General features: G+C 47.6%; 24 protein-coding genes. 12 read left to right on the top strand and 12 right to left on the bottom strand.

The annotated features are described in order from the left end of the window. Nucleotides 1–43: 43 nt before the first annotated feature. Complete coding sequence (locus HV311_RS26055; RefSeq protein WP_000427614.1) at nt 44–1048, bottom strand: IS110-like element IS5075 family transposase; 1005 nt, start codon at nt 1046–1048, stop codon at nt 44–46. Nucleotides 1049–1126: 78 nt separating this feature from the next. Then, a complete protein-coding gene (locus HV311_RS26060; RefSeq protein WP_191221229.1) occupies nt 1127–4063 on the bottom strand; it encodes a Tn3-like element ISPa38 family transposase in 2937 nt (978 codons plus the stop codon). Between the two features lie 58 nt (nt 4064–4121). Between HV311_RS26060 and HV311_RS26065 the strand changes: the two genes are divergently transcribed. Continuing rightward, complete coding sequence (locus HV311_RS26065; protein WP_001067855.1) at nt 4122–4826, top strand: IS6-like element IS26 family transposase; 705 nt, start codon at nt 4122–4124, stop codon at nt 4824–4826. Between the two features lie 242 nt (nt 4827–5068). Here the strand turns inward: HV311_RS26065 and HV311_RS26070 are convergent. From HV311_RS26070 to HV311_RS26085, 4 genes are all read right to left on the bottom strand, one after another. Then, nucleotides 5069–6195 (bottom strand): IS3-like element ISSen4 family transposase gene (locus HV311_RS26070; RefSeq protein WP_085954994.1). Its coding sequence is split into 2 segments (ribosomal slippage): nt 5069–5931 and nt 5931–6195, totalling 1128 coding nucleotides; the frame shifts between segments, so codons are not numbered across the junction. A gap of 806 nt (nt 6196–7001) precedes the next feature. After that, nucleotides 7002–7976 carry a hypothetical protein gene (locus HV311_RS26075; protein WP_016241600.1) on the bottom strand — a complete coding sequence of 325 codons (975 nt, stop codon included), beginning with the start codon at nt 7974–7976 and terminating at the stop codon, nt 7002–7004. A gap of 23 nt (nt 7977–7999) precedes the next feature. Beyond that, nucleotides 8000–9115 carry a toxic anion resistance protein gene (locus HV311_RS26080; RefSeq protein WP_016241599.1) on the bottom strand — a complete coding sequence of 372 codons (1116 nt, stop codon included), beginning with the start codon at nt 9113–9115 and terminating at the stop codon, nt 8000–8002. A 6-nt stretch (nt 9116–9121) separates the two neighbouring features. Next, entirely contained in the window at nt 9122–9892 is a 771-nt protein-coding gene (locus tag HV311_RS26085; RefSeq protein WP_016241598.1) for a hypothetical protein, read from the bottom strand. Between the two features lie 170 nt (nt 9893–10062). On the opposite strand from HV311_RS26085, the gene HV311_RS26090 reads away from it, so the two are divergent. The 5 genes from HV311_RS26090 (at nt 10063) to HV311_RS26110 (ending at nt 13020) form a co-directional block, all read left to right on the top strand. Beyond that, the gene (locus tag HV311_RS26090) at nt 10063–10479 is read left to right on the top strand and encodes a hypothetical protein (RefSeq protein WP_016241597.1); all 417 of its coding nucleotides are present in this window, start codon (nt 10063–10065) and stop codon (nt 10477–10479) included. Nucleotides 10480–10483: 4 nt separating this feature from the next. Beyond that, complete coding sequence (gene lepB / locus HV311_RS26095; protein WP_007372211.1) at nt 10484–11212, top strand: signal peptidase I; 729 nt, start codon at nt 10484–10486, stop codon at nt 11210–11212. A gap of 6 nt (nt 11213–11218) precedes the next feature. Further along, nucleotides 11219–11854 (top strand): hypothetical protein, encoded by a 636-nt coding sequence (locus HV311_RS26100; RefSeq protein ID WP_016241596.1) that lies wholly within the window; start codon nt 11219–11221, stop codon nt 11852–11854. Further along, nucleotides 11851–12159: a hypothetical protein gene (locus tag HV311_RS26105; protein WP_016241595.1), complete on the top strand. Its 309-nt coding sequence runs from the start codon at nt 11851–11853 to the stop codon at nt 12157–12159. The genes HV311_RS26100 and HV311_RS26105 overlap by 4 nt, the downstream gene beginning before the upstream one ends. Before the next feature lie 459 nt (nt 12160–12618). After that, on the top strand, nt 12619–13020 hold the full coding sequence (locus tag HV311_RS26110) for a hypothetical protein (protein ID WP_326928901.1): 402 nt from the start codon (nt 12619–12621) through the stop codon (nt 13018–13020). 108 nt (nt 13021–13128) lie between these two features. On the opposite strand, the gene HV311_RS26115 is transcribed toward HV311_RS26110, so the two are convergent. Further along, complete coding sequence (locus HV311_RS26115) at nt 13129–14109, bottom strand: IS5-like element IS5 family transposase (RefSeq protein WP_064349473.1); 981 nt, start codon at nt 14107–14109, stop codon at nt 13129–13131. 80 nt (nt 14110–14189) lie between these two features. Between HV311_RS26115 and HV311_RS26120 the strand changes: the two genes are divergently transcribed. From HV311_RS26120 to HV311_RS28150, 3 genes are all read left to right on the top strand, one after another. Then, the gene (locus HV311_RS26120; protein ID WP_236248939.1) at nt 14190–14897 is read left to right on the top strand and encodes a restriction endonuclease; all 708 of its coding nucleotides are present in this window, start codon (nt 14190–14192) and stop codon (nt 14895–14897) included. A 232-nt stretch (nt 14898–15129) separates the two neighbouring features. Beyond that, on the top strand, nt 15130–16458 hold the full coding sequence (locus HV311_RS26125) for a hypothetical protein (protein ID WP_007372213.1): 1329 nt from the start codon (nt 15130–15132) through the stop codon (nt 16456–16458). Nucleotides 16459–16516: 58 nt separating this feature from the next. After that, nucleotides 16517–17209: a hypothetical protein gene (locus HV311_RS28150; protein ID WP_016241592.1), complete on the top strand. Its 693-nt coding sequence runs from the start codon at nt 16517–16519 to the stop codon at nt 17207–17209. A 35-nt stretch (nt 17210–17244) separates the two neighbouring features. Here the strand turns inward: HV311_RS28150 and HV311_RS26135 are convergent, their stop codons facing one another. After that, nucleotides 17245–17469: a phospholipase D-like domain-containing protein gene (locus HV311_RS26135; protein ID WP_326928904.1), complete on the bottom strand. Its 225-nt coding sequence runs from the start codon at nt 17467–17469 to the stop codon at nt 17245–17247. 79 nt (nt 17470–17548) lie between these two features. Between HV311_RS26135 and HV311_RS26140 the strand changes: the two genes are divergently transcribed. After that, a complete protein-coding gene (locus HV311_RS26140; RefSeq protein WP_064349473.1) occupies nt 17549–18529 on the top strand; it encodes an IS5-like element IS5 family transposase in 981 nt (326 codons plus the stop codon). Between the two features lie 37 nt (nt 18530–18566). Here the strand turns inward: HV311_RS26140 and HV311_RS26145 are convergent, their stop codons facing one another. Continuing rightward, complete coding sequence (locus tag HV311_RS26145; protein WP_191221230.1) at nt 18567–19016, bottom strand: phospholipase D-like domain-containing protein; 450 nt, start codon at nt 19014–19016, stop codon at nt 18567–18569. A 261-nt stretch (nt 19017–19277) separates the two neighbouring features. Here HV311_RS26145 and traA point away from each other — a divergent pair, with 261 nt between their 5' ends. Continuing rightward, nucleotides 19278–19613, top strand: coding sequence for a TraA family conjugative transfer protein (gene traA, locus HV311_RS26150; protein WP_007372215.1), 336 nt, complete (start codon nt 19278–19280; stop codon nt 19611–19613). 48 nt (nt 19614–19661) lie between these two features. Here the strand turns inward: traA and HV311_RS26155 are convergent, their stop codons facing one another. Then, nucleotides 19662–19949 carry a DUF1294 domain-containing protein gene (locus HV311_RS26155; RefSeq protein ID WP_007372216.1) on the bottom strand — a complete coding sequence of 96 codons (288 nt, stop codon included), beginning with the start codon at nt 19947–19949 and terminating at the stop codon, nt 19662–19664. Nucleotides 19950–20124: 175 nt separating this feature from the next. Here HV311_RS26155 and HV311_RS26160 point away from each other — a divergent pair, with 175 nt between their 5' ends. Beyond that, nucleotides 20125–21600 (top strand): UvrD-helicase domain-containing protein, encoded by a 1476-nt coding sequence (locus HV311_RS26160; protein ID WP_007372217.1) that lies wholly within the window; start codon nt 20125–20127, stop codon nt 21598–21600. Nucleotides 21601–21639: 39 nt separating this feature from the next. Here the strand turns inward: HV311_RS26160 and HV311_RS26165 are convergent, their stop codons facing one another. Next, the gene (locus HV311_RS26165; RefSeq protein ID WP_016241590.1) at nt 21640–22539 is read right to left on the bottom strand and encodes a DsbA family protein; all 900 of its coding nucleotides are present in this window, start codon (nt 22537–22539) and stop codon (nt 21640–21642) included. Nucleotides 22540–22561: 22 nt separating this feature from the next. Further along, the gene (locus HV311_RS26170) at nt 22562–23131 is read right to left on the bottom strand and encodes a hypothetical protein (RefSeq protein ID WP_016241589.1); all 570 of its coding nucleotides are present in this window, start codon (nt 23129–23131) and stop codon (nt 22562–22564) included. Nucleotides 23132–23139 lie beyond the last annotated feature (8 nt).

The raw sequence follows: 23139 nt of genomic DNA on the forward strand, positions 1-23139 counted from the left end.
CAAAACCAGATGAATGATTGTTTAAACTGGTGTATTTCTGCCTTTATGCTTCGTAAGTTTGCTGTCGCGCCGTCAGTGCCCAGGCTATTCTGGCCAGCTTGTTTGCCAGAGCACAGGTGACGACAAAGTTGCTTTTCCGACACAACAACTCCCTGACCCAGTCGGCCAACTTGCCAGACTGGTGTTCCAGTTTTTGTATGAATACCCTGGCACACTGAACCAACAAAGTTCGGATCTTTTTGTTGCCCCGCTTGCTAATCCCTAACAATGTCGTCCGACCTCCCGTGCTGTACTGTCGGGGTACCAGCCCTGTTGCCGCCGCAAAGTCACGGCTGCTGGCGTACTGCTTCCCGTCGCCAATCTCAGTTGAAATAGTACTGGCAGTCAGCGTTCCAACGCAGGGAATACTCAGCAAGCGCTGTCCAACCTCATCTTCGTCCAACTTTCGTTTCAACTGAGATTCCAGATCTTTAATCTGCTCAACAAGATAGTGATAATGCTGTTGTAATTTCAGCAGTAACTGGCTGAGATAAAGAGGCAAACTACTGTCCTCAAGAAGGGTACTCAGTCGACTAATAACGGCAGCACCTCGCGGAACGCTGATACCAAATTCCAGCAGAAAAGCATGCATCTGATTAGTTGTTTTCACCTTATCCTGAACCAGGGATTCACGGACACGATGCAGAGCTCGCATTGCCTGCTGAGATTCGGTTCTGGGCTGCACGAAACGCATAGATGGACGTGATGCTGCTTCACAGATAGCTTCAGCATCAACGAAGTCATTTTTGTTGCTTTTAACGAATGGGCGGACAAATTGCGGTGATATCAGCTTTGGAAAATGCCCTAACTCTGCCAGCTTGCGTGCCATAAAGTGAGAACCGCCACAGGCTTCCATCGCGATGGTTGTTGCTGGGCATGTCGCCAGAAATTCGATTAGCTTTGGTCGGGTGAATTTTTTACGGTAAACGGCCTTCCCACGATGATCCTGACAATGAATATGGAAAGAGTTCTTACCCAGATCGATACCAATAAGCGCAATGTTTTCCATGATGGTTCTCCGAATGAAAGCCTGTCCTCAGCATAGTACTGGGAAGGAGGGAGTGACCATCTCATTAAATAAAGCACGCTAAGCCGGTTGCAGCGGCCGTAGCGGCCTGAACTTGCCCGCGCCGATCTTGGCGCTGCTGCGCCAGAGGTAATCGCCGGTCAGGTTGATGTGCTCCCAGCCGAGCGGCGACAGGTACTGCAACAGGCCGTCATCGACGGCTTGACCGTGGCCACGCAAGGCGTTCGCGGCCCGCTCCAGATAGACCGTGTTCCATAGCACGATGGCCGCCGTCACCAGGTTGAGGCCGCTGGCCCGGTAGCGCTGCTGCTCGAAGCTGCGGTCGCGGATTTCCCCCAGGCGGTTGAAGAACACGGCGCGGGCCAGCGCGTTGCGCGCCTCGCCTTTGTTCAGCCCGGCATGCACGCGGCGGCGCAGCTCGACGCTTTGCAGCCAGTCCAGGATGAACAGTGTGCGCTCGATGCGTCCCAGCTCACGCAGGGCGACGGCCAGGCCGTTCTGGCGCGGGTAGCTGCCAAGCTTCCTGAGCATCAGCGAGGCCGTCGCCGTGCCCTGCTTGATCGAGGTGGCCATCCGCAGGATTTCATCCCAATGGGCGCGGACGTGCTTGATGTTGAGCGTGCCGCCGATCATCGGTTTCAACGCCTCGTAGGTGGCATCGCCCTTCGGGATGTAGAGCTTGGTGTCGCCCAGGTCACGAATGCGCGGGGCGAAGCGGAAGCCCAGCAGGTGCATCAACGCGAAGACGTGGTCCGTGAACCCTGCCGTGTCGGTGTAGTGCTCCTCGATCCGCAGGTCGGATTCGTGATACAGCAGGCCGTCGAGCACGTAGGTCGAGTCGCGCACGCCGACGTTCACGACCTTGGTGTGGAACGGCGCGTACTGGTCGGAGATATGGGTGTAGAACGTCCGCCCTGGGCTGCTGCCGTATTTCGGATTGATGTGGCCGGTGCTCTCGGCCTTGCTGCCGGTGCGGAAGTTCTGGCCGTCCGACGATGACGTGGTGCCGTCGCCCCAATGCCCGGCGAAGGGATGTCGGAACTGCGCGTTGACCAGCTCGGCCAGTGCCGCCCCGTAGGTTTCGTCGCGGATGTGCCAGGCTTGCAGCCAGGCCAGCTTGGCGTAGGTCGTGCCGGGGCACGATTCCGCCATCTTGGTCAGGCCCAGGTTGATCGCGTCGGCGAGGATCGTGGTCAGCAACAGGTTTTTGTCCTTGGCCAGGTCGCCTGACTTCAGGTGGGCGAAGTGCCGGGTGAAGCCCGTCCATTCGTCTACCTCCAGCAGCAATTCGGTGATCTTGACGTGCGGTAGGATCATCGCCGTCTGGTCGATCAGGGCCTGTGCGGTATCGGGCACCGCCGCATCGAGCGGCGTGATCTTCAGGCCCGACTCCGTGATGATGGCGTCCGGCAGCTCGTTGGCCAGCGCCATGCGGTTGACGGTGGCGAGCTGCGTTTCCAGCAGCGTCAGCCGGTCATGCAGGTACTGGTCGCAATCGGTGGCCACGGCCAGCGGCAATTCGCTGGCCTGCTTGAGGCTGGCGAATTTCGCGGGCGGCACCAGGTAGTCCTCGAAGTCCTTGAACTGGCGCGAGCCTTGCACCCAGATGTCGCCGGAGCGCAGCGCGTTCTTCAGCTCCGACAGCGCGCACAGTTCGTAGTAGCGCCGGTCGATGCCGGTGTCGGTCATCACCAGCTTCTGCCAGCGCGGCTTGATGAACTCGGTCGGCGCGTCGGTGGGCACCTTGCGGGCGTTGTCGCTGTTCATGCTGCGCAGCACCTCGATGGCGTCGAGTACGTCCTTGGCGGCGGGCGCGGCCCGCAACTTGAGCACGTCGAGAAATTCCGGCGCGTAGCGGCGCAGCGTGGCGTAGCTCTCGCCGATGCGGTGCAGGAAATCGAAGTCCTCGGGTTGCGCGAGCCGCTGCGCTTCGGTGACGCTCTCGGCGAAAGCATCCCAGGACATGACGGCCTCGATGGCGGCGAACGGATCGCGGCCCGCTTGCTTGGCCTCGATCAGCGCCTGGCCGATGCGCCCGAACAGCCGCACCTTGGCATTGATCGCCTTGCCGGATGCCTGGAACTGCTGCTGATGCTTGTTCTTGGCGGCATTGAACAGCTTGCCCAGGATGCGGTCATGCAGGTCGATGATTTCGTCGGTGACGGTGGCCATGCCCTCGATGGCGAGCGCCACCAGGGTCGCGTAACGCCGCTGCGGCTCGAACTTCGCCAGGTCGGCGGGCGTCATCTGGCCGCCCTCGCGGGCGATCTTGAGCAGCCGGTTCTGGTGAACCAGCCGCTCGATGCCGGAGGGCAGGTCGAGCGCCTGCCACGCCTTGAGGCGTTCGATGTGTTCCAGCATGTGCCGCGAGTTCGGTTTGACCGGGGATTGCCGCAGCCAGGCCAGCCACGTCGTCTTGCCGTTGTCGCGGCGCTTGAGCAGATCGTCGAGGCGACGGCGATGCACGTCCGTCAGCGGCTCAGCCAAGGCGTCGTAGAGACGCCGGTTGGCGCGGGTAATCGCTTCGGCGCTCGCCCGCTCGACGGCGTTGAGGGCGGGCACAATGACCGACTGCCGCCGCAGGTGCTCGATCAAGGCTCTGGCCAGCACGATGCCCTTGTCGGTTTGCATGGCCAGCTCGGTCAGCAACTGGACAGCCTGCCGGTAGTGGCCAATCGTGAACGGCTGGAAGCCGAACACCGTTTGCAGCTCGACCAGGTGCTCGCGTCGGGTCTGCTCACGCTGCCCGTACTCGTCCCAGCTTTCGATGCCGACCTTGAGCTGGTTGGCGACCAGTCTCAGCAATGGCGGGAACGGTGGCTCATCAGCGCCAAGGATGACGCCGGGAAAGCGCAGGTAGCAGAGCTGCACCGCGAAGCCCAGCCGATTGGCCGGGCCGCGCCGCTGCCGGATGATGGAGAGGTCGCTTTCGCTGAACGTGTAGTGACGGATCAACTCATCCTTGGTGTCCGGCAACGCCAGCAGGCTTTCGGGCACTGTTGCAAATAGTCGGTGGTGATAAACTTATCATCCCCTTTTGCTGATGGAGCTGCACATGAACCCATTCAAAGGCCGGCATTTTCAGCGTGACATCATTCTGTGGGCCGTACGCTGGTACTGCAAATACGGCATCAGTTACCGTGAGCTGCAGGAGATGCTGGCTGAACGCGGAGTGAATGTCGATCACTCCACGATTTACCGCTGGGTTCAGCGTTATGCGCCTGAAATGGAAAAACGGCTGCGCTGGTACTGGCGTAACCCTTCCGATCTTTGCCCGTGGCACATGGATGAAACCTACGTGAAGGTCAATGGCCGCTGGGCGTATCTGTACCGGGCCGTCGACAGCCGGGGCCGCACTGTCGATTTTTATCTCTCCTCCCGTCGTAACAGCAAAGCTGCATACCGGTTTCTGGGTAAAATCCTCAACAACGTGAAGAAGTGGCAGATCCCGCGATTCATCAACACGGATAAAGCGCCCGCCTATGGTCGCGCGCTTGCTCTGCTCAAACGCGAAGGCCGGTGCCCGTCTGACGTTGAACACCGACAGATTAAGTACCGGAACAACGTGATTGAATGCGATCATGGCAAACTGAAACGGATAATCGGCGCCACGCTGGGATTTAAATCCATGAAGACGGCTTACGCCACCATCAAAGGTATTGAGGTGATGCGTGCACTACGCAAAGGCCAGGCCTCAGCATTTTATTATGGTGATCCCCTGGGCGAAATGCGCCTGGTAAGCAGAGTTTTTGAAATGTAAGGCCTTTGAATAAGACAAAAGGCTGCCTCATCGCTAACTTTGCAACAGTGCCTTCCTGAATACTCCAAGCTCATTAATCAAGGTATCGTGCCTGAAAAACTAAGTACGGGGGCTATTCACTTCCACGAAACGGCAAAGAGCGACATTGCTCAAGCCTGTTGTGAGTTGTATCAGCAATCACCTGAAAATAGTCGCGTCATGGCACCGACCAAGTGACCTGCCCCCACGATTAGATACAACACTCAGTTAGTAACGTCGGAATCTTCATTCTCAGAATGACCCTTTCTCCAGCCCGCTGCAAATTCAGACGGTGTCTGATAATTCAGCGTGGAGTGCGGGCGGCATTCGTTATAATCCTGCCGCCAGTCATTAATAATTTTCCTGGCATGAACGATATCGCTGAACCAGTGCTCATTCAAACATTCATCGCGAAATCGTCCGTTAAAGCTCTCAATAAATCCGTTCTGCGTTGGCTTGCCCGGCTGGATTAAGCGCAACTCAACACCATGCTCAAAGGCCCATTGATCCAGTGCACGGCAAGTGAACTCCGGCCCCTGGTCAGTTCTTATCGTCGCCGGATAGCCTCGAAACAGTGCAATGCTGTCCAGAATACGCGTGACCTGAACGCCTGAAATCCCAAAGGCAACAGTGACCGTCAGGCATTCCTTTGTGAAATCATCGACGCAGGTAAGACACTTGATCCTGCGACCGGTGGAAAGTGCGTCCATGACGAAATCCATCGACCAGGTCAGATTGGGCGCCGCCGGACGGAGCAGCGGCAGACGTTCTGTTGCCAGCCCTTTACGACGTCTTCTGCGTTTTACGCTCAGGCCACTGAGGTGATAAAGCCGGTACACGCGCTTATGATTAACATGAAGCCCTTCACGGCGCAGCAACTGCCAAATACGACGGTAGCCAAAACGCCTGCGCTCCAGTGCCAGCTCAGTGATGCGCCCTGATAAATGCGCATCAGCAGCCGGACGGTGAGCCTCATAGCGGCAGGTCGACAGGGATAAACCTGTAAGCCTGCAGGCACGACGTTGCGACAGACCGGTCGCATCACACATCAACATCACGGCTTCCCGCTTCTGGTCTGTCGTCAGTACTTTCGCCCAAGAGCCACCTGAAGCGCCTCTTTATCCAGCATGGCTTCGGCAAGCAGCTTCTTGAGTCTGGCGTTCTCTTCCTCAAGCGACTTCAGGCGCTTAACTTCAGGCACCTCCATACCGCCATACTTCTTACGCCAGGTGTAAAACGTGGCATCGGAAATGGCATGCTTGCGGCAGAGTTCACGGGCGGGTACCCCAGCTTCGGCTTCGGCTTCGCGGAGAATACTGATGATCTGTTCGTCGGAAAAACGCTTCTTCATGGGGATGTCCTCATGTGGCTTATGAAGACATTACTAACATCGGGGTGTACTAATCAACGGGGAGCAGGTCACTATTGCCTTCTTTTATGAATTTTACTCAGAAGAAGTTAACCTTTAATCCACGCTAAATCAATTGCTTCCAAGCGTACATCATTTCGCTAAGTAAGCGCTCTAGCGGTTTCGCGCCCGCAAGACCGTGGTTAAAAACTTAATAAGAAATACTAAACGTTAAATCAGCTTATACTGTTGATGGATAGTGCAGGTGTTTGGGAGATTTATTCGTGGATTAACTAAAACCTGCAATTCAGTAACAGCCAAAGTCAATGTCCGTTTTTGGCACAAAGCCGAGATCCGACGAAGTGGTACTTTCCGTGAAAGTTGTGGTGCGATTAATTTGCAACACGTGGTAAGGAGCGGTTGCAATGTGGTGGTAAATTAAGTGCAATTAATCAAGAAGGTGAATCAATGAGTGAACAACTGAACTGTCAAAGCCGCATGGATGCGGCGACAACTCTGTACTTGCCGCAAATAACTATCCCCGTCCTGCTAAACCAATGACGTAACTCCTATCTCTCCCGACTTGTTGGAACAAGTCGCACTCACAAGGTGCAATTAAACACTGAACAAAAATTCATGGATGAATGGTTACCGCCGAAGGACTCGGCGCAAATAAAAAACGTACATACCATTATACACAGTATGTACGTTTGAAATGAAAGCCGCTGACGTTATATGTAAAGCCCTGTCACTCACTCACACGCGAATAGACACTGTTTTTACTATATACTCCGCAGGGGCGTTTTATTTTATTTCGACAGATATTTAATATTAGACTCTATCAAATAAGTAAGCCTACGGCCATTTCTAACCGTCAGCAGTATAATCACCACAAAAATTACGGCAAGTATAAAAAATATTAGAGCAGTACTTTTTATAATATATTTAATATAATTGGATTTAAGATCATTTCCCGACTTCCAAGCAGAAAGAGGATTTGAAGCAAGCGCACCAGACTTGTAACCAATGTCATAAATATGGTAATCAATAGCTTTATAAAGTTGTGAATCAAACAGTGTGTTTTTGTCTTTGACACTATCCTCTTTATATTCAGGCATTAACAAAACCAAGTTTCCAAGATGATTTTTATAATTGCTATCAGATACTTTTTCAGCAGTAATTATTACACCTCTGAGTAACAGGCCATCGATATCTCCCAGTTTTTTTGCAGTAGCTGGTTTAGGATCTGCAAGTGCTTTTTCAACTGACTTTCTTAGTAAACTCCCTCTGTCTCCATAGATTTCATACAAAGAGTCCAAGTCTCCAGTTTTCATAGCAGTACTTATTTTGTCGGTATTGTATTTATAATTATGAGGCTCATCACCAAATGCAGCAATAAATAAATTAAACCCTACAAACAATACTATGCAACTTGTCATTATCTCAAGTTGTAAACCATTCCCATTAATAATTGCCCCTAGTATTACAATCAATATACATACACCCACACCAACTCTTCCATATATGGAAATAAATGATCCTATCGTATCAAAAGCATTTTCAGGAACTAACTCATTGGAGCGTAGAATGTTGAATATATCGTCAGAAACCTGTTTGACTTGCTCATCTACTGGCATGTCTGATGGAATACAAAACCATAATATTAGAAATATAATAGCGAAGATTAGAGATATAGCTAAGGTAAAATATATAGCTCTATCACGCTTCCGTCTAATAGCATTCTCAACATCATCATATGGATTACTTTGTCTGATTCTAGCCATAGCACATCCTCTAAATTTAACTATTATTTGGAAGACAGTTCTTTTGCTACCATAAAACGCTTCTCCTTCCATTGCGCTGCGCGAGCTTCAAGCTGGGTATGTTGCGTCTTGGCTCGGTCGTGGATTTTTTTAATTTCTCGACCGGCCTCATTGATCTGGTTTGATATGTAATCAATTGTCTCAACATCATATACAGTACGATTAGCTGTTTTGGCTACACGAATACTGCTCTCTTTTACTAACAAAGCTTGACGTCTGGCTTGTTGATTTACAGAATCACCAATTGCCTGAATCAGTAATGAGCTTTTATCACTCCTTTCGGCCTGGTCAATAATAAGATGGCTGCGTTTAGAAGATGGTATCGTTACTTTAATAATAGTTTCAAACTGGTCTACCATCGAGAGGTTATTGAACTTCATCATTTTCATCATCTTTAGGTCTTCAAATGCCTTTTGTTGTTCCGTGATCATGTCATTTCGACGTTTTGTTATGAGGGCGATTTGATGTTCAATATTCATTGCTTCCATGCTCAGCATGGTATTATCAGGCTGATTTTTTAGTTCCTTACGAATAGAAGCCTGAACTGTTTGTAACTTCTCCAGAATGTAATAGGCAGCTACAATGTTAACCCCTGTATTTTTTACACTAGTTAAAGCTTGGTCATACATTCCATCAATATTTTTATTCATTTCAAACAACCCCTCCGATATGCTTTCGATATCCGAGGTTAAAATATCGATTTGTCCTTTAACTAAATCAAATCTTGACATTGCACTAAAATGAAGACCGATGGCTTTCATTATGAAAGGCCCAACATACGGTATCCGTGACAGTTTCTTTTGAAGATAACTTGGTTCGACTGCATTACTGACTTCACGAGCCAGTGCAACAATCTCATTCAGAGTCTCTCCCTTCTTGCCCTGAGATGATGAGCTGACGCTGAGAAGGAGGTTATCAAGATAATTAATATCAGTAGTGTCCTCCAATCGTCCAAAGTTATGCGCGGCATCAATATCACCAATCTGGAAAGATCTGACTGCATCTTTTATTGATGATTCCATACTTACATCAACAGCATATTTATCAAATTCCTTAGCCACTTTGACATCTAATATATCAATACTATTTATGATCTTCATGTTATCTCACCTTATGTTCTTATTTAATTTATTGACCAGCTTCTTGAATTTTTCATGAGCCACTTCATCAATACCACTACAAACACCACTGGCGTTGATGTTCTTAGCCTGCCCTTCCCACATAGGTAATAAATTATCTTTAATATCTCGAAGGCTATCTTTTACATCGACAGCTGTTTCATAGCTCATTTGTGCTTGAACCTGACTTAGTTTTAAACCAACAAGAACTCCCTGAAAGTTATTAACTCTTATCCGTAGCCTGTTAATTGCCATATATTCATTGCTTGTGACACTATAGTCACACTCGTTCTTATTTTTCAGATATGACTCAACAACATCTATGAAAACCTCTAGCTGATGAATATCTTGCGCATAGATTGCCTCCAAACCCTTCGTGATTTCAGCATGAGCGGTTAGCATTTTGAAATGATCAGGTATCCGTTCGCATAGTTTCATAACTACTTTGTTATAAATATCTAGCTGGGCTTTCCGTAAGATTTCGGAACCTGTTAAATGATCGAACATCCGACGAAAAAGATTCTTTTTTCCCTTTGAGAAATTGACTTCCGCTTTTGTCATTGCGTCTATGAGATGGTAAATTTCATCTAAGAGCGACTTTTCAATATCACTCATCTTAACTGCTTCATCAATTGACATTTCATGCCCATTGATGTTGAGGACACATTTTTGATTTGAAATAAGCTCTGGCCCAAATCTATCGTAACTTAATGGGTCTTTAACAAAGGCTTCAACCATCTTAGTGGCATCACTGCTCATTTCAATTCTCCACAAATTTCGATAGAAAAAATTTACCATGTTCTCTTAAACTATCGAAATTCCTGACCATATAATGTCCGTTTTTCGGGGTCGTTTTGCGTTCAAAAAAAGTCGGAGAAAATTTGTCTGTCTATAAGATGGTGTAAACAAGTATAACTATGGTGGATTTCATGGTTAAATTTATACCCATTATGGTGGTAGCGGGCAGAACGCAGGCCAACTCTATTGCCAGGTTTCTACTGGATTCAGTGCTGGTGTGGTCATTATTGTGCTGGCTCAATACAATTATTCCATTCTATGTGCCGTTGGTAATAACCATTACAACATGCACAATTTATGCACGAGTTGGTTATAAAGTATTTTTCAAGCCGTTAACCTTCATGAAAACTAGAAGTTTTTATGTCGATGCTGAAAAACCAACAGTTCAACTCAATTACACATTAGCTGGTGGGCAGGCGAACCAATTTTTCACTTTAGCCCAAAAAACCACCAGCATCCATTTTGTTTACCTTTTCACCTGTCTCGTATACCTGTTTTTGGGTAAATCGCTCTCTAATTACGCAAAAAATATTAAGCGTGGTATATAACTCCATGAAACCGTTAATTATTGTTTTTATCATCTCTGCACTTTACCTCTCTTATCAGCTGATAAGGTCTCGTCGTCCAAAACATTGGTTGATAGTTTCCTCCTCATTGTCGCTTGCGGTTATTGTGTCCTTTCAGTTTCTCGGCGGTGTATTCCTGATCCCGACAGAATCCATGTACCCAACTATAAAACCTGGAGACTTGGTTATCGCTCAGCGTGTAGGTGGTTTATTCGATCATCGCGCTATTAGGCGTGGGGACGTACTCGTTTTTAACGCCCCTTCTGTTCCCGGCGTTTACTATGTCAAACGCGTATTAGGTATTCCTGGCGATACCGTCACATACAACGAAGAGAAAATCTTCTCGATAAACGGTAAACAAAACGGAAACCAGATTAAAAAAGATGGTTTTACTACTCAATACCAGGCAGATACCGACACTGCCGGTCAAAGTTATATCTTCCAGACAGATAACCGTATCGGCTACGTGAAAACGGGTAAGAAATGGATCATTCCCGAAGGATACTACTTTATGGCCGGTGATAACCGAGACCATTCGCTTGATTCCCGTTACTGGGACAATCCCCCTGGCACACCTAGGAACCTCAGAGGTCTCATTCCCCATGATAGTCTCGTAGGGCGAGTAAATTTCAGGATCGTCAATTTAGGCTTTCTGGCGCGTGGGGATTCAGGTGACCGTTCCATTAAACAACGACAGCAGCCGCATCAAAGGTAATCAGTCATGATGATCGAAACCTTTTACAAAACCAATAATGTGGAGGTCAGAAGCACTTACGAGGAGGTACTATCTGCCTACCAATTGTGGTTCAGGTTAACAAACCAGCTCTGTAACGATGAAGGATTCGAAGGTTTTACTGCTCATGATTTTTGTGTGCCTGATTTGTTTCTGCGATCAGTCGAATGCCATATCCAACGTGTGTCTGGTTTCCGTCAATTCAAAGAGCAATGCTTAATTAGCCCCGACAATACTATTCCTTTTGCCCTAAGAACAGACCATGAACATGGCTCTGCGCTATTCAATAGGTTTAATGATATATCGAAGTCTGCACTGACATCGCTGGGTATCGATCCAATACGCTTTGGTAACCCACCATTTGGTTTTGCGAAGGCTGTATTTTCGATTCTGAAAATTCACCATGAAGCAAAATTAAATGGATTAGTTGGGTACAGCCAGTTGTGGGCACTTGAAAACCAGTTCGACGAAATCCTGTTTGTTTGTTCTCTACCCGTAGCAGGCTGCGGGAGAATTCCATTTTATGAGGCTCCAGCCATCCCTCCTTACTGGATACCCATCACGGGAACTGAAGCCATCGACCTCTTTAATACCCACAACACCAAAATGAGGAAGAGAGAATGAAATCTATCACGACTGTTCTTTTATGCTTCCTTATCCTGGGTTGTGGAAGTCGGGATAAATTACCAATTCCCGCAACCAAGGCAATAAACGCGCTTCCAGATGCGATGGCAACCCTTTCTAATGCTGGTCTCTGGAATGAAAATGAACTTTCTGGCGCTGAATTCCTTGAAAACAGTGACAGAAGTATGATAGTTGCGAACTTAACGAGCGTTCCATGCAGAATGGTGTTCAGTTACGTCAAGACTTCAAATCATCCTTATTGGATGCCGAGCCAAATTGCTTGTGAGGGAGATGAGAATGATTAACTAGATACACTGATATGCTTCGTCAATCGCTACACGGTGGTATTCTGTTATACAGGCCTGTAAAGTGTATGAGGAAACCATGAACTCTCTACTCCAGCGTGTTGTGATTTACGCCATTGTGATTCTGATATGTAGCGTTTATTGCGTTCTGTACTTTGTGCCGCTCACTTCCATAAAGACGATCAACGCCATAGGCATTGCAAACTTAGTGGTACTGGCGTTACTCACATGGTTGTTAGTAAGACCACGGTTGTTCCAATTGTGGGGTGGGTATCTTGTACTGTCAGCAATTTATTTAGGTGCGATTTACCCTGATTTTCCATATGTTGAAGAAATCATCGTTTATACATTTGCCCTGATTTGTTTATCAGTCATGTTTTACGATGTATTCATTGATAACTGTAATGGGATACTGAGGCGCACCTTTCTTAGAATTAATTCTGAATGAATGGTGACCATATGGTTTTTAGAAAATTGGCAGCAAAAGGAATGTCCCGATGCGCCAAATTCCAGTGGTGCTTTTTCCTGCTAGCGTCATTAGCTTTATTCTTTCTACATGATGGCCCGTTGGTCATTGCGGGCCTCTTTATTACACAATTGTCTCTCCAGATGTCGATGACCCGTACAGGAAAGGAAGTCTTCGGCGTTATTTTTAATATCCAGTCATGGAGAAACAGTGGTGCTAGCCAGCAAACCTATTTTTTCCGGTGGTATATCGGCTTCCCGATTTCCTGCTTGCTATATATTCTTTCTCTTACTAATTATGTGTACGTTCCAGGCGATTTGTATTATCAGTTTATTGCAAGCAGTACTGATGACCTAGGGAAGGTGCGAATAAGCGGGGAAATTCTTCTCGGCTGACTCAGTCATTTCATTTCTTCATGTTTGAGCCGATTTTTTCTCCCGTAAATGCCTTGAATCAGCCTATTTAGACCGTTTCTTCGCCATTTAAGGCGTTATCCCCAGTTTTTAGTGAGATCTCTCCCACTGACGTATCATTTGGTCCGCCCGAAACAGGTTGGCCAGCGTGAATAACATCGCCAGTTGGTTATCGTTTTTCAGCAACCCCTTGTATCTGGCTTTCACGAAGCCGAACTGTCGCTTGATGATGCGAAATGGGTGCTCCACCCTGGCACGGATGCTGGCTTTCATGTATTCGATGTTGATGGCCGTTTTGTTCTTGCGTGGATGCTGTTTCAAGGTTCTTACCTTGCCGGGGCGCTCGGCGATCAGCCAGTCCACATCCACCTCGGCCAGCTCCTCGCGCTGTGGCGCCCCTTGGTAGCCGGCATCGGCTGAGACAAATTGCTCCTCTCCATGCAGCAGATTACCCAGCTGATTGAGGTCATGCTCGTTGGCCGCGGTGGTGACTAGGCTGTGGGTCAGGCCACTCTTGGCATCGACACCAATGTGGGCCTTCATGCCAAAGTGCCACTGATTGCCTTTCTTGGTCTGATGCATCTCCGGATCGCGTTGCTGCTCTTTGTTCTTGGTCGAGCTGGGTGCCTCAATGATGGTGGCATCGACCAAGGTGCCTTGAGTCATCATGACGCCTGCTTCGGCCAGCCAGCGATTGATGGTCTTGAACAATTGGCGGGCCAGTTGATGCTGCTCCAGCAGGTGGCGGAAATTCATGATGGTGGTGCGGTCAGGCAAGGCGCTATCCAGGGATAACCGGGCAAACCGACGCATGGAGGCGATTTCGTACAGAGCATCTTCCATCGCGCCATCGCTCAGGTTGTACCAATGCTGCATGCAGTGAATGCGTAGCATGGTTTCCAGCGGATAAGGTCGCCGGCCATTACCAGCCTTGGGGTAAAACGGCTCGATGACTTCCACCATGTTTTGCCATGGCAGAATCTGCTCCATACGGGACAAGAAAATCTCTTTTCTGGTCTGACGGCGCTTACTGCTGAATTCACTGTCGGCGAAGGTAAGTTGATGACTCATGATGAACCCTGTTCCATGGCTCCAGATGACAAACATGATCTCATATCAGGGACTTGTTCGCACCTTCCCTAGCACTCGTAATGAATCGTTTTGCTGTAGGCGTGAGTAACATACTCCCTGAAATCCTTCGAGGCGCATCTCTAACCCTTTCGATGATGATGTTTGTCGCAACATTGCTAAAAAATGTACAACTTGCTGAAGTACGTCGAATTTACTCCTCCATTCAGGATGGAAATGATTCCCAGAAAATTCTCTCGAATATGACATGGGAGCAATTCGAAAAGATTATAAGACTGCATTTCGAACTCAATGGCTACAAAGCAACTCTGACTAATACAGGAGCTGACGGCGGAGTCGACATTCTGCTGCAAAAAGATGGTCGCCGCGAAATGGTACAGTGCAAATTATGGAAAACCAGCAAAGTAGGAGTCTCGGTAGTCCGCGAAATTTACGGTGTAGTGCAAGCCAATGCATATGAGCGGGGTTATATCATCACCTCTGGGTTCTTTACTCAGGATGCATGGGAATTCGCTCTTAGCGCAAATGTTAAAGGAACATTATCGCTTATCGATGGTTCCAGACTTCTGAAAATAATCAAGGATAAAGAAATCCCCCCGCCTGCCACTGAGATAATAAATGTTGGTCCAGGTGAGAATCAAATATACGATCTTAATGTCATACCTAGCTGTCCCCGTTGCCATAGCAAAATGGTTAGAAGAATGTCGAATGGAAATTATTTCTATGGTTGCTCGGCTTACCCAATTTGTAAAGGAACCCGTAACCTCTAGAAATCTATTTTCAAGAAAACCATCTCATTTTGCGGTCGTTTTCAGGCCGCAAAATTTCGAGAGCTACCTCCCTCAAGATATAATCCGTTTATTATCGCGAGAGCATATTTTCCTAATCAATTCCGGGGCAACCATCTCACGCGATTATGGGGCTTTCCATATCATGCTCACTTTCATATACACCGTGAGTTGGGGCTTCGGCCAGAACGAATAGTGATCAACGAGGTTTTCAATGACGAGTGAAAAACGTGGCACAAGTGCTGAATACGGCCAGGAGAAATTACGCGAACGCGCAGCGCAGAATGCTGGAGATGAAACCCCCAGTGTTAAGGCGCGATTTTCTAAAAAAACCTTGAGTATCCTGGTTGCCGGTATCTTTGCGGTAAGCACATTAGGCGCATTTATTTTAATGAATGGTAAACCAGACAAAGAACCGAACCTATCTATCGTCGAAGTTGCAAAGAGTGGGATCAGCGTTAACCCGGATATTGCAAAACAACATGGTATCGATGTGGATGACGATGACCTTGATACCGATGAGGCTGGGCCTCAGCCAACACTGACACTTCCTATCACAAATAATGAACAGGAACCCGCATCAGCGCCCCCTGATGATGATAAAAGTGAACCTACTGTCACAAAGCAAGATAGCGCCGGTGTTTCCCCTGCATCGTCTGATAATCTTGGCGATCAGATGCTAAAAATGGCCACAACCACGCCACCAGCTAACCCGGATGCAAATTCACCAGTTGTATCTAAGTCAGATCCTGCTACGCAGTCATTGGTTGACTCAATTAAGGCTGAACCTGGGTTTACTGACGGTAGCGAGGTTTCACAAAACGCAGAGCAACCTGGAACGGTTGAGATAACTCCTGCACAGGAAATCGCTAAAAAAGCACTATCTGGGGCCACTAGTGAAGCCCCGGCTTCAGCTCCAGTTACAGCAGAACCAAATCAACACGCTGCGGCGCAGACCAACCCGGTTCAAACACCGCCATCACCTACCACACGTGATATTGCAGGTGTTGAAAACATCACTAAAGATACCTCTGGCCATCAAATTGACCCAGCTGAGTTCGGTTATACGGAACCCACTAAAACTACTGCTACGTCAGACTATAAAGCAGCATCAGAAGGCTATACAGCCCAACAGTTTGTTGTTCAGGAGAAGAATGCGCTTACTGGCGCTGACCTGGACTATAGTGGGCACTTTAAAACTGTTGAATACAATTCGCAGGGACAAAATACGGTATTCGTTTATTCAACCTTTTCATCAAAAGTATTCTTGTTACCATCGAAAGGTAAGGTCAACGTATACCTTTCTGATGAAAAAGGTTGGTCAGTCTCACTCCTCCCAGGAAATATCCTGCGGGTACAGCGTTCTGAAAACAAGGGGGCATGGTCGCAGGCAACCGACCTCTTTGTACTCAATGGCGAAAACTCCTACTCGTTGATTCTTCAGGCTGTTGGCGATCCTGATAAACGAACCGATTCCCTCAAATTCACAAAAAAGGAACTTTCTAAGCAAACGGACAAGTTGGCCAAAAAATCCAAAGCCTGACTGTTGAATTGAAAATACGAGCGCATCTTTGGTGCGCTTTTTTTTCGGGAGAAGTTACATGACAGATTCATGCATCGACGGCTTAAGGCTGGTTTCGACCAGTTACCACATTGGTTTACCCTGGATTGAATGGTCAGAGGCGAGATCCTACATCGTATGCCGAGCACTGGTAGATCAGGGAGTAATTGCCGGAACTGCTACTATAGGAACACGTCGAAAAAAGGTCAAAGAACGCATCAATCCAGGAGATCGTGGGTTATACCAAGTCACTGAAACTCAGTACGGATGGATAGCACTTAAGGGTGGTGGCGTGATCGATCCCTGCGGCTTTCTTGGTAACTCTTTTTCCGGCCCGGAACCCCAGTTTTGTATCCTTGAGAATGATGAGTGCTATATCAGGGGTATAAATCCTGTTCAGTGCCCGAGAACTCACTTACCTGAACATCTTGTAAGTGATGAGTTATTCCCGCTAACACGCGGTGTTATGCGCGATACATGCAGCCGTCTGCTGGGTTACAGGTTGCATATACAGGGATTGACTATGTCAGAGGCAGCATACCTTCTGTCGAGACCGCTTACCGATTTTGACCGGTACAGCCGCCTGGTATATGAATACTTTATTAAAATGGGACTAAGCAGCATTATGCCATTAAGCAACATCAAAATGCTGCATCCGAATTTAGCCCGTAAAGGTTGGCGTTCATTTTATAACGACCTGGATATGGACGAACTTGAAGCGTTTCTTAAATGATAAAATCAGGGTTCATCCCGAACCCTGATTAAAATTCAATAATTAGGTATGTAATCCACACCACCAGTCCAACGAGATTCCCAGTGGGCCAGATACAGCGCTGTAACATCTGGTGCGTTATAAAGTACAAGGCTATTTTCACTATTTTTATTGAAAGCCGAACTTGAGTAATTATAACTACCGGTTTCAACAGATATCCTATCAACACACAAATACTTATCATGGTGCAGAAGAAATTGATCATTCGTCCGTAACGGAATGCCCGCGTTAAGGAAGGTGCGAACAAGTCCCTGATATGAGATCATGTTTGTCATCTGGAGCCATGGAACAGGGTTCATCATGAGTCATCAACTTACCTTCGCCGACAGTGAATTCAGCAGTAAGCGCCGTCAGACCAGAAAAGAGATTTTCTTGTCCCGTATGGAGCAGATTCTGCCATGGCAAAACATGGTGGAAGTCATCGAGCCGTTTTACCCCAAGGCTGGTAATGGCCGGCGACCTTATCCGCTGGAAACCATGCTACGCATTCACTGCATGCAGCATTGGTACAACCTGAGCGATGGCGCGATGGAAGATGCTCTGTACGAAATCGCCTCCATGCGTCGGTTTGCCCGGTTATCCCTGGATAGCGCCTTGCCTGACCGCACCACCATCATGAATTTCCGCCACCTGCTGGAGCAGCATCAACTGGCCCGCCAATTGTTCAAGACCATCAATCGCTGGCTGGCCGAAGCAGGCGTCATGATGACTCAAGGCACCTTGGTCGATGCCACCATCATTGAGGCACCCAGCTCGACCAAGAACAAAGAGCAGCAACGCGATCCGGAGATGCATCAGACCAAGAAAGGCAATCAGTGGCACTTTGGCATGAAGGCCCACATTGGTGTCGATGCCAAGAGTGGCCTGACCCACAGCCTAGTCACCACCGCGGCCAACGAGCATGACCTCAATCAGCTGGGTAATCTGCTGCATGGAGAGGAGCAATTTGTCTCAGCCGATGCCGGCTACCAAGGGGCGCCACAGCGCGAGGAGCTGGCCGAGGTGGATGTGGACTGGCTGATCGCCGAGCGCCCCGGCAAGGTAAGAACCTTGAAACAGCATCCACGCAAGAACAAAACGGCCATCAACATCGAATACATGAAAGCCAGCATCCGTGCCAGGGTGGAGCACCCATTTCGCATCATCAAGCGACAGTTCGGCTTCGTGAAAGCCAGATACAAGGGGTTGCTGAAAAACGATAACCAACTGGCGATGTTATTCACGCTGGCCAACCTGTTTCGGGCGGACCAAATGATACGTCAGTGGGAGAGATCTCACTAAAAACTGGGGATAACGCCTTAAATGGCGAAGAAACGGTCTAAATAGGCTGATTCAAGGCATTTACGGGAGAAAAAATCGGCTCAAACATGAAGAAATGAAATGACTGAGTCAGCCGAGAAGAATTTCCCCGCTTATTCGCACCTTCCTTAACTACTGTATTCATAGTCGAGACTGCATATCGGTTATTATTTTGCCCTTTGTCAACTACGATCCTGACATCTACTCCCCTTCGGTGAGCATTAATTAATGCTTTCGCAATTACGGGTGACGTAAAAGAGTATGCCGCCATACGGATTTCCTGCTGAGCTGAATTGATCAGATCCAGTATTGCTTTCTGTGCAGACCCTTCAGGTGAAAATCCGACAACGACTCTAACGCCACCAGCCGGTAGCATTACTTCTGTTGGATTATCAGCCTGTGCAAAAGTAGAAAAAAATAATAATCCCAACGATGTCAACGTACTGACCAACACCTCTGATTTCAACATATCCACCTCGTTTAAATGTGACACTAGTAAAGTTGGCTTTCATACTCAAAAAGAAGTTTTCATCCAGATTTTCATATATGTTAATAGACACGGATAAATGTCACCTTATATCACACATTGCTATTGTATAACGCCCTGCTTTAACAATGAAATCAAACAAAACAAATTTTATATTAATAAAGTTCCCGGCTCAAACTCGTTAAATAGCTGGAGAACATCCAAAGATCGAAATTATTAAAACTCGTTATTAAGGATGTTTAAATGAACGCTATCAAATTTGAGAAGTTTAAAACCCCGCTGGTGATCACCGGCATTCTGATTCTTGCCATTGTTACCGCTCACGCTTCTGGTTCAACCCAGGCAGGTTTTGACGATGTATGGCTCAAAATCTCTGATTACATGCAGGGTTCTCTGGGTAAGGTGCTGATCGGTCTTATCGTTCTGGTTGGTCTCGCAGCTGCTGTTGTACGTCAGAGTCTGATGTCACTGGCGGTTGCTGTTGGTGGTGCGATCTCCCTGTACTACTCACCGGACATTATCAATGGCATGATGGCCGCATCCCACGCAGTGCAAACCACTTTACCGGCATTCATGTAACCATCATGGATGTAAAAAAAACCGGCTCTGGCCGGTTTTTTTACATCTTCATATTTTATTTCCCGCCCATAGAAAATTCCATAATCCGATGTAAAGAACTATCCAGACCGCAACGATAACCCGGAACCGACGTTGGTAAGCACTGCGTGTTTTGTGTTTAAACATTCGTTGAGCAATGAAACAACCTGGCCACCCGCCCAGCACAATGAGCGCATCCAGCGTCAGTTCATCCACACGGTACTCGCCAGCAGTCGCGGCCTTTTTATCTTTGTAATAGATGTAAATCGAAATCAGACTCCAGATTGACATCCAGACAAAGGACGATAAATAAAACATAGATTACCTCCTGTTGAGGGCCGCAGTAATAGTTTGATGGTACTATCTTATTGTATTACTCATGAACAGATAAATTTGTATTCTTAAAAATGGGTACAATTTGCCCCCATTTTTAAATCATTCGCGCCGTGTCAAAAGGTACTATGAAACGATATCTAACATAAAGGTAATTCTGATGCCGGTAACTGATGAACAGAACGTGATCATAGGTTTCAAACCTACACCTGGCAGTATTGTTTCAGTACAGGCATACGCGGGGTCTGGTAAGACCTTTACACTAAAAGAATTCGCGGATGCAAACCCCTCACTCAAAATTCTCTATATCGTTTTTAATAAAGCTATTAAAGATGATGCAAAAAAGAAATTCCCAAAAAACGTCGAGTGTAAAACATCTCATGGTTTGGCCGTGACCCGGTACAAACACTTTGCTCATAAATACAGACAGTTTATATCCGTGAGCGAATACCGCGCAATGATGGGTGAAGATGACTGGAGAGTGGTTAAGCTTGCAATAAATGGGCTTACCCATTTCATGAATTCAGATGAACACGAAATTACTACTGAACACGTACTTAAAGACTTAAGTAAAACCGATAAAATATCTCAAAGCAGGTTGGATCAAGCGCTACGTGCAGCAAAACGTACATGGCAAATGCAATCTGACCCACTCAACGATGCCTATTGCTCACCGAATACCATCCTCAAGTTGTTCCAGTTATCGAACCCAGCCCTAGACCAGTTCTACAATGTCATTCTCTTCGACGAATCGCAGGACGCAAATCCGGTAACGATCGATATCGTTCTTAGAAACAACTGCTGCAAAGTTTTTGTCGGCGACCAGCACCAAGTGATAAACCGCTGGCGCGGTGCGGAAAACGCCCTTGAGATTGTTGAAGACCACGGGGCTCAGGTTATGCGCCTGACTAAGTCATTCCGGTTTGGGCCTCTTGTTGCAGCACTGGCCAACGTTGTGCTGTCAATGAAGGGTGAAACGTTCCCCTTGGTAGGCCTGGGTAGTCTTGATGCTATCGTTGAGCCATCGGCGATACAGGATCAAAACTTTTACGCCATCATCAGCCGCACCTACATGGGAGTCATACAATCTGCCTACGAGTCGATTATGTGGGGCAAACGGGTGATGTGGAATGGAGGTATTTCAAAATACCGTCTCGACGAGCTCCTTGATTTACATGCGCTAAAAACAGGTAACATTGCTGCTATTAAAAATAACCGTATCACTACGGAATACGGGAACTGGGCAAATTTTTTAGAGATCGCAGAAACCACCAAGGACGTGGACATGGTGCGGGCGATTAAGTTAATGGAAGTCTATGCTGATATCCCCGGGATGGTTGAGACCATGAGGATGAATGAAGCCAGAACAGAAAAGGAAGCTGATTTAATTGTTACCACAGCCCATACCTCGAAGGGAAAGGAATTTGACCATGTCATCATCAATGACGACTTCCCATCCATTATAGAAGCCGTTGTGATGAAGAAGCCACGGGAAGTAATTATTGACGAACTTAATCTGCTGTACGTAACTATTACCAGAACCAAGAAATCTGTAAACATCAATACTTCGTTAATGGAGCTATTAGAAGAATACCGAAGTCGTATTGAGCGAAATGTTTCAGTAGTGATAATCTGACAAAAAAAGCCCTGGTTAATTCAGGGCTCTTTTTTATTTCTATTTATCTTGTTGAGCTGGTGAGGCTTCGCCTGATGTGTCTCTCTGAGAATCGACAACCATAGACTGGATCACTTCAACGAATTTTGAGAAGGGCTGTGCGCCTACAACAGAGACTTCTTTACCGGTGACATTATCACGCACAATCGTGGTTGGTGTACCATCAACACCGGCAGCTGAACCGGCCTCCATATCCTGCTTAATGCGCTTAATCACTTCAGTACTGCCCATACAGGTATCAAATTTCGCCTGGTCTACCTCAAACAGTGCTGGGATGCTGTCCGCATCCTTAAAACCTTTACCGTTTGTTTCAGTATGGTTAAACCAATAATCAGTAACGGCCCAGAAAGCACTCGGCCCTTTCTGCTCCGCAATACACTCAGCAACAGCTGCGCCCTTCGATGCGACCGGCTCATGGAATGACATAGGGTAATGACGCCATTCCCAGTTAACAGCCCCGGCTGTCGCGGTATCAACGATATACTTCGGCGTTTCTTTGAAGCGTTTGCAGAATGGACACTCCAGATCTTCATAGTTGATCAACGAAAACCGAGCGCCAGGCTCGCCATAGATATAACGGCCATCAGTATTTTTATTTGCTTTGTCCCAGCCTTTATAGAGTGCCTTTCGTTCTTCCGCGAGCTTTTGGTCGGCGATAGACTTAAGAGCACCCTTTACTTCGTCCTGAATATTTCCGTTCACTCCCTGTTGAACTGCGGGGTTCTTGGCCAGCGATGTACTAATTTTATCCAGCAGTTGATTGGTCATCACCTGGGTTTTGTACGAGATAAAACTAATTACCATCAACCAAACCATTCCGATTACAACAACGATTCCCCCGGCCCAGGCAAAAATTGTTTTATTTCCAGAACTGCACTTTTCATTTCTTTGCTTATCCATTGTACCCTCGCATTTTGATGGATTAGGACTTAGGTTGTTGGTTATCGATCTGCATCTGAATTCGATATTTCCGCAGCTCTTCCGGTTCACCACTGGAAAGCACATTTAATTCGTGGGCACTTAACCGATAGCCAGGTGTTGAGCAGTATTTATCTTTGATACGGAGGTATTCAGCCCTACTGGCGTTCTGTGTGTTATTAGGAAGGAGAAAGGTATTTTCCCCGCAAAATGCTGGGGTCTGTGTGAACGTGCCACGCGGCCCATTGGCATACTTTGTGTTTGCCACTGAAGTGAGCAAGACCTGGGTGTAATTGTCATGTGCCACATATCGCTTCCCGGATGGATCATTGATGGCATACGGACTCACGAGCGTATGCTCATACCCAGGGTAACGTATAGCCGCGCCACCGCGTTCTGTACCACGCCAGGATTCGGAGTACTGATACTGGTAGGGGTACTCGGCCCTGGCGGGGAGATTGCGCGTTTCGTCGAGGTAAGTACGTTGTGGCTTACCTGTCCCACTGCAACCGCTGGTGATTACGCCGGTAATAACCACCAGCAGGGGCAAAACAATTTTATTCGCCAATTTCATTGCTTAGT

It is taken from the genome of Citrobacter sp. RHBSTW-00881 (assembly GCF_013728515.1).
In the GTDB taxonomy this organism is placed as follows: Bacteria; Pseudomonadota; Gammaproteobacteria; order Enterobacterales; family Enterobacteriaceae; genus Citrobacter; species Citrobacter braakii.